At 36.4% G+C, this 16659-nt stretch carries 10 protein-coding genes and 3 pseudogenes; 10 read left to right on the top strand and 3 right to left on the bottom strand.

All coding sequences use genetic code 11. The annotated features are described in order from the left end of the window. Positions 1 to 6: 6 nt before the first annotated feature. The 9 genes and pseudogenes from ACQVD9_RS04285 (at position 7) to ACQVD9_RS04245 (ending at position 11235) form a co-directional block, all read left to right on the top strand. Positions 7 to 1401 carry a phosphohexomutase domain-containing protein gene (locus tag ACQVD9_RS04285; RefSeq protein ID WP_264747629.1) on the top strand — a complete coding sequence of 465 codons (1395 nt, stop codon included), beginning with the start codon at positions 7 to 9 and terminating at the stop codon, positions 1399 to 1401. Positions 1402 to 1539: 138 nt separating this feature from the next. Beyond that, complete coding sequence (mprF, locus tag ACQVD9_RS04280) at positions 1540 to 4176, top strand: bifunctional lysylphosphatidylglycerol flippase/synthetase MprF (protein ID WP_264747628.1); 2637 nt, start codon at positions 1540 to 1542, stop codon at positions 4174 to 4176. Between the two features lie 112 nt (positions 4177 to 4288). Continuing rightward, complete coding sequence (locus tag ACQVD9_RS04275; RefSeq protein ID WP_264747627.1) at positions 4289 to 5653, top strand: aspartate aminotransferase family protein; 1365 nt, start codon at positions 4289 to 4291, stop codon at positions 5651 to 5653. A gap of 161 nt (positions 5654 to 5814) precedes the next feature. After that, positions 5815 to 6912 (top strand): polyamine ABC transporter substrate-binding protein, encoded by a 1098-nt coding sequence (locus ACQVD9_RS04270; protein ID WP_319804752.1) that lies wholly within the window; start codon positions 5815 to 5817, stop codon positions 6910 to 6912. Between the two features lie 92 nt (positions 6913 to 7004). Then, the gene (gene potA / locus ACQVD9_RS04265; protein WP_264747625.1) at positions 7005 to 8153 is read left to right on the top strand and encodes a polyamine ABC transporter ATP-binding protein; all 1149 of its coding nucleotides are present in this window, start codon (positions 7005 to 7007) and stop codon (positions 8151 to 8153) included. Positions 8154 to 8899: 746 nt separating this feature from the next. Continuing rightward, a pseudogene (locus ACQVD9_RS04260) lies at positions 8900 to 9574 on the top strand (ABC transporter permease subunit); the annotation flags it as partial. Beyond that, positions 9574 to 9726: pseudogene (locus tag ACQVD9_RS04255) on the top strand (putrescine ABC transporter permease PotI); the annotation flags it as partial. The pseudogenes ACQVD9_RS04260 and ACQVD9_RS04255, both read left to right, overlap by 1 nt. 213 nt (positions 9727 to 9939) lie before the next feature. Beyond that, positions 9940 to 10623 (top strand): annotated as a pseudogene (locus ACQVD9_RS04250) (ABC transporter permease subunit); the annotation flags it as partial. 150 nt (positions 10624 to 10773) lie between these two features. Then, a complete protein-coding gene (locus ACQVD9_RS04245) occupies positions 10774 to 11235 on the top strand; it encodes a hypothetical protein (protein ID WP_264747624.1) in 462 nt (153 codons plus the stop codon). A gap of 29 nt (positions 11236 to 11264) precedes the next feature. Here the strand turns inward: ACQVD9_RS04245 and ACQVD9_RS04240 are convergent, their stop codons facing one another. Continuing rightward, entirely contained in the window at positions 11265 to 12215 is a 951-nt protein-coding gene (locus ACQVD9_RS04240; RefSeq protein WP_492089220.1) for a COG2958 family protein, read from the bottom strand. 133 nt (positions 12216 to 12348) lie between these two features. Between ACQVD9_RS04240 and rlmKL the strand changes: the two genes are divergently transcribed. Next, positions 12349 to 14517: a bifunctional 23S rRNA (guanine(2069)-N(7))-methyltransferase RlmK/23S rRNA (guanine(2445)-N(2))-methyltransferase RlmL gene (rlmKL, locus tag ACQVD9_RS04235; protein ID WP_264747622.1), complete on the top strand. Its 2169-nt coding sequence runs from the start codon at positions 12349 to 12351 to the stop codon at positions 14515 to 14517. A gap of 38 nt (positions 14518 to 14555) precedes the next feature. On the opposite strand, the gene ACQVD9_RS04230 is transcribed toward rlmKL, so the two are convergent. Together ACQVD9_RS04230 and brnQ are read right to left on the bottom strand one after the other, a co-directional pair. Continuing rightward, a complete protein-coding gene (locus ACQVD9_RS04230) occupies positions 14556 to 15239 on the bottom strand; it encodes a hypothetical protein (protein WP_264747621.1) in 684 nt (227 codons plus the stop codon). Between the two features lie 24 nt (positions 15240 to 15263). Continuing rightward, the gene (gene brnQ, locus ACQVD9_RS04225; protein WP_264747620.1) at positions 15264 to 16592 is read right to left on the bottom strand and encodes a branched-chain amino acid transport system II carrier protein; all 1329 of its coding nucleotides are present in this window, start codon (positions 16590 to 16592) and stop codon (positions 15264 to 15266) included. Positions 16593 to 16659 lie beyond the last annotated feature (67 nt).

Genomic DNA, 16659 nt, shown 5'->3' with positions numbered 1-16659 from the left:
TAAACCATGAGCACACTTACCTGTTTCAAAGCCTATGATATCCGTGGACAATTAGGTACAGAACTAAACGAAGAAATCGCTTATCGTATTGCCCGCGCTTTTGCTCAATGGCTAAAGCCGAAGTCTATTGTGTTAGGCGGCGATATCCGCGCTACATCTGCTAGTTTAAAAGCAGCTTTAGCTAATGGCTTAAGGGATGAAGGTGTTGATGTATTTGATCTTGGTTTAACAGGCACAGAGGAAATTTACTTTGCCACTACCCACCTTCAAACATCTGGTGGTATTGAAGTCACTGCTTCCCATAATCCAATTGATTACAACGGCTTTAAATTTGTTAGAGAACAATCAAAGCCAATCTCAGCTGATACAGGTCTTAAAGAGATTCAGGCTATTGCTGAAACCTTGTCTTACGATTTAGTAGATGGTCGAGATCCTAGTATTAGTGAGAGTAATCGAGGTAGTTACCAACAAGTTAACACCAGAGACGACTATACAAAACACTTATTGTCTTATGTTGATCTAACAGCACTTAAACCATTAAAACTAGTGGTTAATCCTGGCAATGGTGTAGCTGGTCCTGTAGTAGATGTATTAGAAAAAGCTCTTAAAAAAGCCAACGCACCTATCGAGTTTATTAGAATTAATTTTGAACCAGATGGTACTTTCCCTAATGGTATTCCCAATCCTATTTTAGTAGAAAATCGTGATGTCACCCGTAATGCGGTACTAGCACATAAAGCTGATATGGGTATTGCATGGGATGGTGATTTTGATCGCTGTTTTCTATTTGATGAACAAGGCCAATTTATTGAAGGTTACTATATTGTTGGCTTACTAGCAGAAGCTTTTTTACAAAAAGAACAAGGCGCCAGCATTATTCTTGATCCTCGTATGACTTGGAACACCTTAGAAATTATTGCCAATAATAATGGTAAAGCAGTGACTACTAAGGCAGGCCATGCATTTATTAAAGAAACTATGCGTAAACATGATGCCATTTATGGTGGCGAAATGAGTGCTCATCATTATTTTCGTGATTTCTTCTACTGTGACAGCGGTATGATTCCTTGGTTATTAATTATTGAATTAATGAGTCGTAAACAACAACCGCTTTCTGCACTGGTTAATGAGCGTATTGCTGCTTACCCTTCTTCAGGTGAGATTAATCTAACCGTAACTGATGCTAAAAAAGTAATGGCTAGTGTTGAACAACACTATGGCAAAAATGCTAAACAAATCGAGCATATTGATGGTGTAGGCATTGATTATGAAGATTGGCGTTTTAATTTACGTGCTTCTAATACCGAACCTGTTATTCGTCTAAATGTAGAAAGCCGCAATAACCCTCAATTATTAAAAGAAAAAACACAGGAATTACTAAGCTTTATTAGACAAATTTAATAGAAAAATGACCTATAGACTAAATTATTAGCCCATAGGTCATCAATTAGATGAGTTATCATAAAAAACCTTACTTTTACTACAAGGATTAACTTATAATCATCTAAGTTATTGAGTTAAAGATATAGTTAAATCATTATGACGCAGCAGTCCGACCAACCAGATATTTCTTGTCATACGTCACCTGAGAAACAAACAGGATTGTTGGCTTTTTTCCGTCGTAATCAACAACGTATTGGTATAGCGTTTACTGTTATCGTCTTTGCACTCGCATTAGTTGCTTTTGCTCACCTTGTGGAAGATATTGATCGACAAAGTCTAACTACAGCTTTTAATAATGTTTCTTGGTATGCCATAGGCCTTGCCATATTAGCAGCCATTACCAGTTATTGTATGATTTTTGGCTATGAATGGTCTGCCAGTCGTTATGCCGATGCCAAACTACCCCTTTCTACTTTAGCCTTGGGTGGTCTTTCAGCCGCTGCTATTGGTAATGCACTAGGTTTTTCTATGCTAACTGGTGGCTCTGTTCGATATAGGGTCTATAGCAAGAAAAACACACCTGCCATGGCTATTATTCAAATGACTGTTTTTGCTAGCCTATCCTTAGGTTTAGCCCTGCCCCCCATTGCTGCATTAATGGCTTTTACCGATATTCACTACTCAGCTAAAGCATTATATTTAAATGAAACCTTACTGGTTATTATTGCTAGTGCTGTGATTGTAAGCTATATCATTTTTCTGTTTATTATTAGTCGTTTTATCTCACCTAACTATCCTTCAATTGATAGTCGCCATCTTAGTTTAGGCTTAATTACCATACGTGTTCCTAGTATGCGTATTACCATGCTGCAATTTGTAATTACTTTGCTCGATATGCTTGCAGCAAGTACTGTGCTTTATTGTTTACTACCCAACTCTGCCGATATTCCCTTTGGTACATTTTTAACTGTTTATCTATTGGCTTTAGCAGCAGGCGTACTCAGTCATGTTCCTGGTGGTTTAGGAGTATTTGAGGTAGTACTATTGGCAGCTTTCAAATCGCAATTAGACCAACCAGGTTTATTAGCGGCATTATTCTTATATCGACTAATCTATGTTGTAATGCCACTAGTTGTGGCTTGTCTAGTGCTATTAGTAGCAGAAGCAAGGCAATTTGCCTCTTCGCGCCATGCTGCCCGTCTTGCTTCAAGCGTAGCAGCGCCTGTTATGGCTTTATTAGTCTTTATTTCTGGTGTCACACTTATTTTCTCAGGGGTAGAACCTGAACCAGAACACTACCTAAATTATTTGGCTAGCTTTGTCCCTGACTATGTTATCAATAGCTCACATTTAGTAGCCAGTATAATTGGCACATTGTGCTTGGTCTCTGCACAAGGTTTGTGGCGAAGATTATCTAGCGCTTGGACTTTTACACTTATTTTAATGCTATCAGGCACTTTATTTTGTTTATTAAGAGGACTAGATTGGCAAATAGCAGCCTTACTTTTATTTGCTGCTGGCTGTTTACTTACCTTTCGTAAAGTATTTTATCGACCAAGTCAGATACTTGATATTCCTTACTCCGCAGTAACACTTATTATTGCAGGAGGCACCGTTGCCATCTCTATCTGGTTATTTTTCTTCACTTATCGCCATGTTCCCTATAGCAGTGATTTATGGTGGCAATTTACTTTAGATGCAGATGCTAGTAGAGGGTTAAGGGCAATTACAGGCAGTAGCCTCTTATTAGGCGTTATTGTTATAACATGGTTATTACATACTTCCCCACCTAAAATTCTAATACCTGATGATGAACAATTAGCTTTAGCTGAAAACATCATTAAAAACTCGCAACAACCTAACGGTGGATTGGTATTAAGTAAAGATAAAGACATTCTATTTCATTCTAAACAGGACGCTTTCATTATGTATGCCTGTCATGGTCGAAGCCTTGTTGCACTATTTGACCCTGTAGGTAATCCACAACATCATAACGAACTTATTTGGCAATTCCGCGATTATTGTGATTTACATAATGTCCGCCCTGTTTTCTATCAAGTACAGCCTGAAACACTATCAAATTATATGGATATTGGTTTAGCCGTTATTAAACTGGGTGATGAAGCTATTATTGACCTTGCCAATTTTGATATTGATAGCGAAGATAAACAAGAATTACAACAAATATGGCATACCGCACAAAGCAACAACCTATCATTAAAAATTTATAATCAAGGTGAATTGCCTTTTGAAAAACTCAAAGCTCTTACAGACATTTCCCTTATAAAGAAACAAGAACAGGAAAGGGGCTTTTCCCTTGGCAAACTTACTGAAGACTATTTACAACACTTTAGAATTGCTACTGTTGATTTTAAGGGCGAGATTATTGCTTTTGTTAATTTACTAGAAACCGATTCTAAACATTTAGTGGCTTTTGATTTAATGCAAGTCCACCCTGATGCGCCAAAGCTAACTATGGAATACTTACTTATTGCATTAGCAATAGATCTAAAAGAACAAGGTGTTAAACAATTTAGTTTAGGACTAAATCCTCTTTCAGAATTAAAACCTAGTAAAGGCGCTCCTATTGCTTACCGTTTAGGCTCACTAGTATTTAGGCGTAGCAATCAATTCTATAATTTCCAAGGTTTAAGCCGCTTTAAAGAAAAATTTAACCCCAATTGGGAAGCGCGCTATATGGCTGTACCCGCAGGGCTAGACCCATTAATTGCATTAACTGATACCGCTGCGCTAATAGCAGGTAGCTTTACTAAACTAGTTAAACGTCAATAATAGTCTATAGATGGCATCCTTTATGCTTCTTAAGTCTTAATTACTTGCAAAAGACTAGCTTCTCGCTATATGCTAGGTCTTCTCTTTGTATCCAAACTTGAGGCCTCGAATAATGACAACACAGAATTCTCAAACTGCTCAATTACAAGACTTAGGAAGAGAGCACTTACTTCCCCCTTTTACTGACTATCAACAGTTAAACGCTAAAGGTGCACGTATTATTAAACAAGCCAAAGGGGTTTATTTATGGGATACAGAAGGTAACAAGATTCTTGATGGCATGGCAGGGCTTTGGTGTGTCAACGTAGGCTATGGCCGCAAAGAATTAGCAGAAGCTGCTTATAAGCAAATGCTTGAACTACCCTACTATAATCTTTTCTTCCAAACAGCTCATCCACCTGCTATTGAACTAGCTAAAGCAATTACTGAACTAGCGCCTGAAGGAATGAATCATGTATTTTTTACAGGTTCAGGTTCAGAATCTAATGATACAGTGGTGCGTATGGTGCGCCATTATTGGGCAACCAAAGGGCAACCCAACAAACAAATTATTATAGGTAGAAATAATGGTTACCATGGTTCTACTGTAGCAGGGGCTAGTCTCAGTGGTATGCCTGCAATGCATAAACAAGGCGGAGTATTACCTGGCATAGTGCATATAGAACAACCTTATTGGTATGGTAGTGATCGCACCAAGTCACCTGAAGAGTTTGGTATTTGGGCAGCTGAACAATTAGAGCTAAAAATTCAAGAAATTGGTGTAGAGAAAATAGCTGCATTTATTGCAGAACCTATTCAAGGTGCTGGTGGCGTTATTATTCCACCTACCACTTATTGGCCAAAAGTAAGAGAAATCCTCAATAAATACGATATATTATTTGTAGCTGATGAAGTAATTTGTGGTTTTGGTCGTACGGGTGAATGGTTTGGTAGCCAATACTATGGCATTCAACCTGACTTAATGCCTATTGCCAAAGGTTTAACCTCTGGTTATTTACCCATGGGTGGTGTTATTGTACGTGATGAAATTGTTGAAGTACTAAATCAAGGTGGTGAGTTCTATCATGGTTATACTTACTCAGGACACCCTGCTTCTGCAGCAGTTGCTTTAGAAAATATCAATATACTTAAAAATGAAAACATTTTAGATCTAGTTAAACGTGATACAGCCCCCTATCTATTAGAAAAATGGACTCAGTTAGCTGATCACCCATTGGTAGGAGAAGCAAGAGCACTTGGCATGGTTGGTGCTTTAGAATTAGTTAAGGATAAACAAACAGCAGAACGTTTTGCAGGTGGCAATACCGGCATGATGTGTCGTGAACATTGCTTTAACAATGGCCTTGTTATGCGTGCTGTAGGCGATACTATGATTATTGCTCCACCACTTGTTATTACTAAAACTGAAGTTGATGAACTAATTGAAAAAGCAGTGAAATGTTTAGATTTAACTTGGCAAGATGCTAAAGCAAAATAAAAGTGTTTCACGATAAGAATTTTCTAGTGTTGTATGTAAAGAAAAACTATAATGTGCCGATTATTTCTTGGAAGTAACTACACATTAATAAGCTACTTAGTAATACCTACTAAGTGTAACTATTGGCAGGCAATTTTATCTTTATTGGGGAATTAGCCATGATGAAATTTTTTAAAAAAACACTTCTCGCCACTTCTATTACTATTGTAGCTACAGGTATGGCCTATGCTGCTGATGATGTATTGCATGTATATAACTGGTCTGACTATATTGCTCCAGACACTATCAGCAAGTTTGAAAAACAAACAGGCATCAAAGTTGTTTATGATGTATTTGATAACAACGAAATCGTAGAAGCTAAATTAATTGCTGGCAACTCAGGCTATGACATTGTTGTGCCTTCTAATGCCTTTTTAGCCAAACAAATTAAAGCCGGTTTATACCAACCATTAGATAAAACCAAATTACCTAACTGGAAAAACTTAAACCCTACCCTAATGAAAGCGTTAGAGGTTAATGATCCAGAAAATAAATATGCCGTACCTTATATGTGGGGTACTATTGGTATTGCCTATAATGTTGATAAAGTAAAAGCAGCATTAGGTGATAATGCACCTACTGATTCTTGGGATTTAGTATTCAATGTTGAAAACATGAAAAAACTAAAATCTTGTGGTGTAGCATTCCTAGACTCACCTACTGAAATGTTACCTGCTGCTATGAAATACTTAGGCAATGACCCTACAGCTACTGACACAGCTCATATAAAAGAGGCTCAAGAATTATTCTTAAAAATTCGTCCTTATGTAGCTTACTTCCATTCTTCTAAAAATATTTTAGATCTAGCTAATGGTAATATCTGTGTATCTGTAGGTTATTCAGGCGACTTACAACAAAGTAAAATACGTGCCAAAGAAGCAAAAAATGGCGTAAATATCCAATACAACATTCCTAAAGAAGGTGCTGCTAGCTTCTTTGATATGATGGCTATCCCTAAAGATGCACCAAATCCAGATGCTGCACACAAGTTTATCAACTTTATTATGCAACCTGAAATTGCAGCAGAAATTACTAACTATGTACGCTTCCCTAATGCTAATAGTGCAGCAACACCTTTAGTAATAGAAGATATCCGTAATGATCCTGGTATTTATCCAACTGAAGCTGTAATGGAAAAAATTTATACTTTCCCATTACTACCATTGAAAACACAACGTGCAATGGTAAGTAGTTGGACAAAAGTTAAAACTAGTAAATAAACCTAACTAGTTCCTAGTACACAAAGAGAGTAATAAGTTAATACAACTTATTACTCTTTGTCATTTTAATATTAGTGTGGAGATTCAAAGTAATGGCTATTGCATCTAGTGCTTTCAAAAAAGCCATGACAGGTACCCAAACGCCTAAGCAGGAACTCGTCAAGATTGATCGAGTGACTAAATCGTTTGATGGGACTATCGCTGTTGATAACGTAAGCCTTACCATTAACCGTGGCGAAATTTTTGCTTTATTAGGTGGTTCTGGCTCAGGAAAATCCACACTATTACGAATGCTAGCAGGCTTTGAAACCCCTACAGAAGGTCGTATCTTCTTAGATGGTCAAGATATTACCAAGCTACCACCTTATGAACGCCCTATTAATATGATGTTCCAATCTTATGCCCTATTCCCGCATATGACAGTGGAACAAAACATTGCTTTTGGTTTAAAACAGGATAAATTACCAAAAGATCAAATTAAGCAACGGGTTGAACAGATGTTAAAACTGGTGCATATGACACAATATGCACACCGCAAACCTCATCAACTATCGGGTGGTCAAAGACAACGTGTGGCATTAGCTCGTTCATTAGCTAAACGTCCTAAACTATTGTTATTAGACGAACCTATGGGTGCCCTTGATAAAAAACTACGCTCACAAATGCAATTAGAGTTAGTAGAGATTATTGAAAGCGTCGGTGTAACTTGCGTAATGGTTACCCATGACCAAGAAGAAGCCATGACCATGGCACAACGTATTGCCATTATGAACCAAGGCACCATTGAACAAATTGGTAGCCCTATGGATATTTACGAAACACCTGCTACTCGTTTAGTGTGCGAATTTATTGGTAACGTAAACATGTTTGAAGGTGAAATTGTTGAAGATGCCAGCAACCATGCACTAATTATTTGCCCACAGTTACCAAACCCTATTTATATAGGTCATGGTATCAGTAGCCGTGCTGAAGATAAAAAAGTTACCTATGCAATACGCCCTGAAAAAGTATTAATTAGCCATCAAAAACCTGAAATTGAACATCCAGACTATAACTGGACAACAGGTAAAGTGTATGACATTGCCTATCTAGGTGGTCATTCTGTTTACTATATCGAATTACCTTCTGGAATGATTGTACAATCATTTATGGCCAACTCTGAACGCCATGTGAAACGTCCTACATGGGATGATCAGGTTTATCTTTATTGGGAAGATGACAGCGGTGTGGTACTACAATGAACCCTAAATTAGCAACTTTCGCAAAAAGGTTAGGCCGTGGCTCTGTTATCGGCATACCCTTTTTCTGGCTATTTTTATTCTTTCTACTGCCCTTTATTATCGTATTAAAGATCAGTTTATCAGAGTCCGATTATAGCCCACCTTACCATGCTATGTTCGTATGGACAGAAGATCAGCTCTCTGTTGTTTTTAATTACTTTAGTTTTGTAAGTATTGTTCAAGATGATGACTGGGCTTATCTTGACCCTTATCTTGCGATGCTAAAACTAGCTTTTATTAGTACTTTGGTTTGCTTGATATTAGGCTATTTTATTGCCCGCGCAATAGCAAAATTACAAAACTGTAAGCTACAAAATACTTTATTATGGATTATTGCAATACCAACCATACTAACAATATTACTGCATGGTTATGCTTCCCATACAGGCAATACCCTAGCGGCTACAGGTATTGTTAATAATTTTCTTATGCACTTAGGTATTGTTAATGAACCTATTACAATTTTAAATAAAAGAATTTTTATTTATCTTAGTATTGTAATTACCCACCTATCATTAGCTGTTATTCCCATATTTTTTCAGCTTAATCAACGTGAATATAGCAATGATTTTGTTATAAAGAAAAGTCGCCTCTCTCATTTACCAAGAATGGGCTTAATTATTGGTGCACTATTAGTCTTTATTTGTATTATTGGTAAATATTTAATTCCGAATCCATTAGGTTTTGAACATTTTGAAAGCTCAAGTTATTTAACTCCTTATTTAAATTCTGTTGAATTAGCTTTCTTTAGTACATTCTTTTGTTTACTTCTTGGCTATCCAATGGCCTATGCCATTGCTAGAGCTCCCAAAAGTACCCAAGCAGTTTTGATATTATTAATTATTATGCCTACTTGGACAGCGTTACTTATCCGTGTTTATGCATGGATGACTATCTTAGGCAACGGAAATAACGGCTTATTAAACCAACTTCTAATGGGGCTAGGTATTATCAACTCACCTATTGAAATACTAAACACCTATATTGCTGTTTATATTGGGGTAGTTTATGCCTATTTACCTTTTATGGTTCTACCGCTATACGCTAATTTAGTAAAACATGATCACTCTTTATTAGAAGCGGCTGCTGACTTAGGTACAAAAAGCCTAGCAGCTTTCTGGAAAATCACTTTACCCCTCTCTAAAGGAGGTATTATTGCAGGTTGTATGTTAGTATTTATTCCTGTAATTGGTGAATTTGTTATCCCTGAATTACTAGGCGGCTCAGAATATCAATTAATTGGTCAAACTATTTATCGTGAATACTTTAGCAATAATGATTGGCCTAAAGCGGCTGCATTAGCGGTGATAATGCTAGTTCTGTTGATAATACCTATTCACTTATTTAACCGTAATCAATCTAAGCAATTGGAGGCCAACTGATGAAGAATCGTTTTAACTTCACCAATATCATGTTGGTTTTAGGTTTATTATTTATTTATCTACCGATGATTATTTTGGTAGTTTACTCCTTTAATGCTTCTAAAATGGTTGTTGTTTGGGGGGGATGGTCTGTTAAGTGGTACCAAAACTTAGCAGGTAGCAGTGATTTTATTTCTGCCCTCCTTCTATCAATAACCACAGCTATTTTTACATCACTAGCTACTATAATAGTAGTGATGGTTAGAGGTCTTTGGAAAACTAAAGGACATAATATAAAAGGTGGTTTTAGATCTACCATTTTTCTAGCATTAGAAATAGCCTTTTATGTTGCAGTAGCTACAGTAGTTTTTGGTATTTTAAAAAGAGGATGGCAAACCAACTGGTTCCAAACCGATACCAATGATCTTATTTCTGCACTATTCCGCTCTTTAGAAGTAGCCTTCTATACCTCTATTAGTGCAGTAGTTCTAGGTACTTTAGCAGCTTTTGTACTGACTCGTATGGATCATTTTAGAGGACGTTCATTCTTTGCTGGAATGGTGACTGCACCTCTCGTAATGCCTGAAATTATCACGGGTTTCTCCTTATTGTTATTATTTATGGCAATAAATGAGTTTTTTGGTTGGCCAAGTAAAGGATTAATCAATATTTGGATTGCTCATACAACCTTTTGTACGGCTTATGTAGCTATTCTTGTGTCTTCACGCCTCAGAGAACTTGATCGCTCCTTAGAAGAAGCCTCAATGGATTTAGGTGCTCCACCTTGGAAAACCTTTATTTTTATTACTATTCCAATGATCATACCATCACTATTGGCAGGCGCTATGTTATCTTTTGCAATGTCATTAGATGATGTGGTGTTAGCTAACTTCTTATCAGGCCCTGGCTCTACTACCTTACCTGTGTATATTTTCTCGAAAGTAAGATTAGGGGTTGATCCACAAATTAATGCTATTGCTTCCATTATTCTATTAGTAATATCAACCTTTACTTTAGCTGCTTGGTTTATTAATAGACGGATTGAGAAGAAACGTAAAACATTCAACTAACAGCTATCAGGGGAAAGATTATTTATATCTTTCCTCTTTTTCTTAATATAGTTAAATTTTAGCCTTAATTAATTTATAGTTAATACAAAGTTTTTTAAAAAATATATAATTAATACTCAATAATTATTCTAATTAAAAATAGGACGTATTATGCAATACAGTCGAAGTATACCAATTAATAACGTTAATATAATTACTCGTATTTTTGGAGTAATAGGCATTTTAGTACTTATATTAGGTATTGTTATATTAGAACCTATTACCATTGGTCTTGGTTCTATTTTCTTTGCTATTGGTGCTATAGCAGAATTTCTTAGAGTAAGGAGGGCTAAACAAATAGCCGAATTACAACAATATGGCATCCCCCTTCAAGCCAAATATCAAGGCGTTGAGATAAATACCAGTCTTACAGTTAATGGTAAAAGTCCTTATAGAATAGTTTGCCAATGGCTAGATACAAATACCAATCAAATTCATTTATTTTATAGTGAAAATTACTGGTATGACCCCACACCCTATATTGATAGAGAATATTTTGAAGTATTAGTGTTACCTGGTAAGTTTAAGGTTAATTTTATGGATACTGGTTTTTTACCTAAAGTAGCAAAATAATTTAAAAAAGGATGGCCCCCTCCCCCTTTTTATTTATTCCAATCTCTAGTCCGTAAGCGACCTGTTTCATAGTAGTTAGAAACTAGATCAATAAAATCTTTCATATCTCCGTTCTCAACTACTAAACGATTAACGGTTTGCCAATCAATATCTTGTTTAGAGCGCGCAGGAATTAAAATTTCAGACTCAGATAAATCTGCTATATTTAATACAATAACGCCAATACCATGTAAAGCTGATAACATTCTTAACTCATCTTCTGTCCCATCACCAGCAATTGCTGTACAAACTAAATAACCTTCATTAGCCCAAGAGGAATTACTGACAGCTTGGAAAAAGTACTCTCTCACATTCGCTCTAGTTAAGCCCTTTTTAACCTCAAATGACCAAAGCCTTGTACTTTGTCCATCCCCCTTTAAAACACAAGTACGAACTAATTGATCCCATGACTCTGCTATAGGTTGCATAGCCACAATATCTGGATGCAACCATTTATTAGCATTAATACCATAACGATTACTAGAACGCTTTTCATCGATGCGCATACAATAAAGTTTCTGTTCACTGCTTAAATATTGCATTAATAAAGGATAAAGATCGTGCTCAGATAGTAACGATTGTTTTTCTTTAGTTTGCCTAACAGTATCTTGTTCAATAGCTGCAATATCATCGGCAATAATAGAACTTACTAAACCTGTTGTTTCACTTTCATCAAACCAATAAACACGTGGTTTAGGCTTATCTTGCCAACGAATTTTCTTATTCTTCTTTATGATTTGATCTTTTTGAGCACCTATTTCTGCAACAATCTGTTGAACAAAATCTTGCTCTGTTTCAAAACGATCATTATTTCGTTTATCTTGATAATCCTCTGGATATCGTTCAATAATCGCTTTAGCAATTTCTCTAGCAGTAAACTTTTGATTAGGATGCTCAGCTAACCAATTAGCAATTTTTTGAGTTTGTGAAAGTTTACTCATCATCCATTACCCTTTTACTCTATAATTCTTTTATTACTGAGATTTAACTGTCAAATATATCATATTCATTACTGCTTAGTCAGAAACAGTTATACTATACACTTTATAAAATATCTATTAGGTTCCACTTACCATGTCTGATCAGTTTGAAATTATCCTTACCTGCCCTAAAAGCCTTGAAAGTCTGCTTAAAGATGAAGCGAGTGAGTTAGGTTTATTAGAAGCAAAAGAAAGGATAGCCAATATTCAAGGCTTAGCAGATATGGAAACAGCCTATCGACTATGTATCTGGTCTCGTTTAGCTAATAGAGTTCTTCTAGTATTAAAACGCTTTCCTGTAAAGAATGCACAAGACCTCTACGATGGTATTTATCATATTGATTGGCGAGATCATCTGGAAGCGACAGGTAGTTTAGCTATTGAATTTACAGGTAAAGGTAGTGGTATTGATAATACTCACTTTGGTGCCCTTAAAGCCAAAGATGCCATTGTCGACAGGCTAAGAAATAAACGGGGCGAACGCCCATCCATTGATAAGCTATACCCAGATCTTCGTATTCATGTACGTTTAGAACGTGGTGAAGCCACTATTTCTATCGACCTATCAGGACAAAGTCTGCACCAACGGGGCTATCGTTTACAACAAGGTGCTGCACCTTTAAAAGAAAACTTAGCAGCTGCTATTCTCATTCGTGCAGGTTGGCCGAAAATTGCCGCTGAGGGCGGTGCTTTAGTTGACCCTATGTGTGGGGTGGGAACATTAGTCATTGAAGGTGCTATGATGGCCGCTGGTGTTGCTCCTAATTTATACCGCGAACATTGGGGATTTACTAATTGGTTAGGTCATATTCCCAGTATTTGGAAACGAGTTTATCAAGAAGCACAAGAACGTTCAGAGGAAGGCTTAGCCAAACCACCGTTATGGATTCGTGGCTATGAAGCCGACCCTCGCTTAATTAAACCTGCTCATAATAATATTGCACGGGCTAACTTAGATCGTTGGATCAATATTTACCAAGGTGACCTAGCTACTTTTGCACCCCATCCTGATAAAGGACAAAAAGGTTTAGTGGTATGTAATCCTCCTTATGGTGAGCGATTAGGTGATGAGGCTAGCTTACTCTATCTTTACCAACATTTTGGTGAGGCTTTAAGAGCAGAATGCCAAGGTTGGCAAGCAGGTATTTTTACAGGTGCACCTGAACTATGTAAACGGATGGGCATTCGTAGTCATAAGCAATATGCTTTCTATAATGGTACTATTCCTTGTAAATTAGTGTTAATGGATATAGTGCCTGAGAAGTTTGTAGTACAACATTCGGAACAAGAAGAAACAACTACTACTGATAATAGACAAGCAGCTATGCTCTCGGAAGGTGCACAGATGTTTGCTAATCGCTTAGAGAAAAATAGAAAGCAATTAGCTAAATGGGCTAAACAACAAGAGATTAGCTGTTATCGCTTATACGATGCAGATATGCCTGAATATGCCTTGGCTATTGATATCTATAATGATTGGGTACATGTTCAAGAATATGCGCCACCACGCACAATTGATCCTGAGAAAGCACAAATTCGCTTATTAGATGCACTTTCAGCTATTCCGCAGGTATTAGATATTGCCCCCGAAAAAATTGTGATTAAGCGCCGTGAACAGCAAAAAGGTAAGCGCCAATACGAACGCCAAAATAGTGAAGGTCACTTTATGGAAGTGGCAGAAGGTGATGTTAAACTATTAGTTAATTTAAAAGACTATTTAGATACAGGTCTATTCTTAGATCATCGCCCCATGCGCTTACGTATTCAACAAGAGTCACAAGGTAAACGCTTCCTAAATTTATTCTGTTATACCGCTACTGCCAGCGTGCATGCGGTTAAAGGTGGGGCTAGAACAACCACCAGTGTTGATCTTTCCAAAACTTATTTAGAATGGGCTAAACGCAATTTATTATTGAACGGCTACTCTGAACGGCAAAGACTTATTCAAGCTGATGTAATAGAGTGGTTAAAAAACGATCAAGAAGAATATGATTTAATCTTTATTGATCCCCCTACTTTCTCCAACTCAAAACGTTTTGAAGGCGTGTTTGATATTCAACGAGATCATGCTAAGTTAATTAATCTTGCTATGAATCGCTTATCCAATAATGGCACGCTCTATTTCTCTAATAACTTTAGAAAATTTATATTAGATGAAAGCTTACAAGATGAATACCAAATAGAAGAAATATCTGAACAAACTATTGATATGGATTTTAAACGCAATAATAAAATCCATCGTGCTTGGAAAATAACTAAGTAATAATAAAAAAGGCTAGTAGTTACTAGCCTTTTTTATTATCAATGATTAACGATACCCGCCACTTTTCCTAAATAACCACACCCCTGAAAGGTTTGAAAATTAATAGTCAAAATAGCACGCATGGAATATACATCACCTGTTTCTTCATCAAGGCAACGTTCAGGAGCTACCCATAATTGAATAGTCTGGCCATTAGCTTCTGTAGCAAAGTTCATTTGTCCATCAGGTAAACGTTCATCAACATAAGGTAATACTAATGGATTTTGATTAACACGCTCTAATACCAGTCCTTTTGGTGCAATACTGGTTACCCATAATGGATTTTTACCAATAGTGCGCACAACCACTCGGTTATAATCATCTTCTTTACAACCCCTATTAGCATCTACTGTTAAACGATTTAACTGTTTAACTGTAAAACTTCCATCACTACTAGCTGTTGGCTTATTGTTAATAGTGCCTATTGCATCAATAAATAAGTTACCTTTTGTTTTTGTCAGCAAATCACTAGCATCCATAGCGAAATTAATATCATCCACTAACTGAAATCTTTCATTGCTACCGTTTGTACAGTCAGTTGCTATCCATTGTCCATCTTGCTGAGTTAGGACTGCTCGTAATTGAGTTTGACCAAAATAAGCAGGTCGCTTTATTTCATTATTCTGACAAGCCACCAACAATAGTAGTGATAATAATAAGCAACAAAAACGTACCAATCTCATATACTTCCCTTTCCAATTAATGGCTTACTCTATTTTATAAGCCATCCTTTTAGCTAATAATTGATCAACAACAGTAGCAATCACTAAAACGATTAATGATGGTATTAACCAAGCCAAACTTTTATCTGCTAAAGGTAAATGAATAAACCATTCAGGTATAGATATTTTTGCTGTTTTTAGTCCATCGAAAATACCGAATATAAGTGATACTAACATAACAGGAGAAAAAACATAATGTGGAAAATGCCAAAACTTTTTGAAGAAACTCATCATCACAAGCACAATACATGGTGGATAAATGGCAATCAATACAGGCTCTGATATTTTAATTAATTGGGTTAATCCGATATTAGAAATAATAAATGAAAACGTAGCAATACCCAAAATAATCGCTCGGTAAGGAATAGGTAATATAGTAGAAAAATAAGCTCCACAGGCAGTAGTCACCCCAATAGCAGTGACTAAACAAGCAATACCAATAAGAATACCAAGAAAGATAGCACCAAACTCACCAAACGTAAAATTAACATATTGATGAAGAACAACCGCACCATTATCAGCATCCATAGCAACCGAGGAGCTATTACTGCCTAATTTGAAAAGACTAATATAAACTAATGCCAAGCCAATCCCAGCGATAATACCTGCGATCACAGCATAACGTGTTAGCAGTTTAGTAGACTCAATTCCTCTTGAGCGAATAGCATTAATAATAACAATACCAAAGGCTAAAGAAGCTAGGGTATCCATTGTTAAATAACCATTCACAAAGCCCTGCGAAAAGGCTGAAACCTCATAAACCTTAGTGGCATGCCCAATATCACCTGCTGGATAAATAAAAGCTGCAATTCCTAAGATCGCTAAAGCAATAATTTTAAGTGGTGCTAATACATGACCAACTGTATCTAGTAACTTACCAGGATGTAATGAAATAGCGATGACAATTAGGAAGTAGATTAAACTATAAATAAATAAAGCATAATTTTTATAATGTTCAATAGAGTTCTCTTTAAGAAAAGGTAAGAGGCCTATTTCAAAGGAAACAGTAGCTGTTCTAGGCCCTGCAAACAAAGGACCAATTGCTAAATAACAAACGACTGTTAAGATAATTCCCGCTGTTTTACCAATTGGTTGCGTTAATTTAGCCATTGAGCCACCAACTTTGGCCATTGCTACAATGGTAATAACAGGTAACGTTACACCTGTTATTAGAAAACCTGCCGCTGCTAACCAAACATTATGTCCAGCTTGTAACCCAATAAAAGGGGGGAAAATAATATTTCCTGCACCCACAAACAAAGCAAAGGTCATAAAACCTAATGCAAAGATGTCTCGTGTTCTCAATGTATTCATTAAAGGCTGTACCACATTAAACTAAAATCATTTATCAAAAATTGCATAAATAATTTTGTGCGTTATT

Source organism: Entomomonas sp. E7T21, from assembly GCF_058693955.1.
The sequence above is the reverse complement of the archived record's forward strand: the minus strand, read 5'-3'. Positions and strand labels throughout refer to the sequence as shown.

Bases quoted from the DNA above. Each gene is read 5' to 3' on its own strand.
- brnQ (WP_264747620.1), bottom strand. From the start codon at position 16,592: ATGAATACATTGAGAACACGAGACATCTTTGCATTAGGTTTTATGACC.
- ACQVD9_RS04230 (WP_264747621.1), bottom strand. From the start codon at position 15,239: ATGAGATTGGTACGTTTTTGTTGCTTATTATTATCACTACTATTGTTG.
- ACQVD9_RS04285 (WP_264747629.1), top strand. From the start codon at position 7: ATGAGCACACTTACCTGTTTCAAAGCCTATGATATCCGTGGACAATTA.
- rlmKL (WP_264747622.1), top strand. From the start codon at position 12,349: ATGTCTGATCAGTTTGAAATTATCCTTACCTGCCCTAAAAGCCTTGAA.
- ACQVD9_RS04240 (WP_492089220.1), bottom strand. From the start codon at position 12,215: ATGAGTAAACTTTCACAAACTCAAAAAATTGCTAATTGGTTAGCTGAG.
- ACQVD9_RS04270 (WP_319804752.1), top strand. From the start codon at position 5,815: ATGAAATTTTTTAAAAAAACACTTCTCGCCACTTCTATTACTATTGTA.
- ACQVD9_RS04275 (WP_264747627.1), top strand. From the start codon at position 4,289: ATGACAACACAGAATTCTCAAACTGCTCAATTACAAGACTTAGGAAGA.
- mprF (WP_264747628.1), top strand. From the start codon at position 1,540: ATGACGCAGCAGTCCGACCAACCAGATATTTCTTGTCATACGTCACCT.
- potA (WP_264747625.1), top strand. From the start codon at position 7,005: ATGGCTATTGCATCTAGTGCTTTCAAAAAAGCCATGACAGGTACCCAA.
- ACQVD9_RS04245 (WP_264747624.1), top strand. From the start codon at position 10,774: ATGCAATACAGTCGAAGTATACCAATTAATAACGTTAATATAATTACT.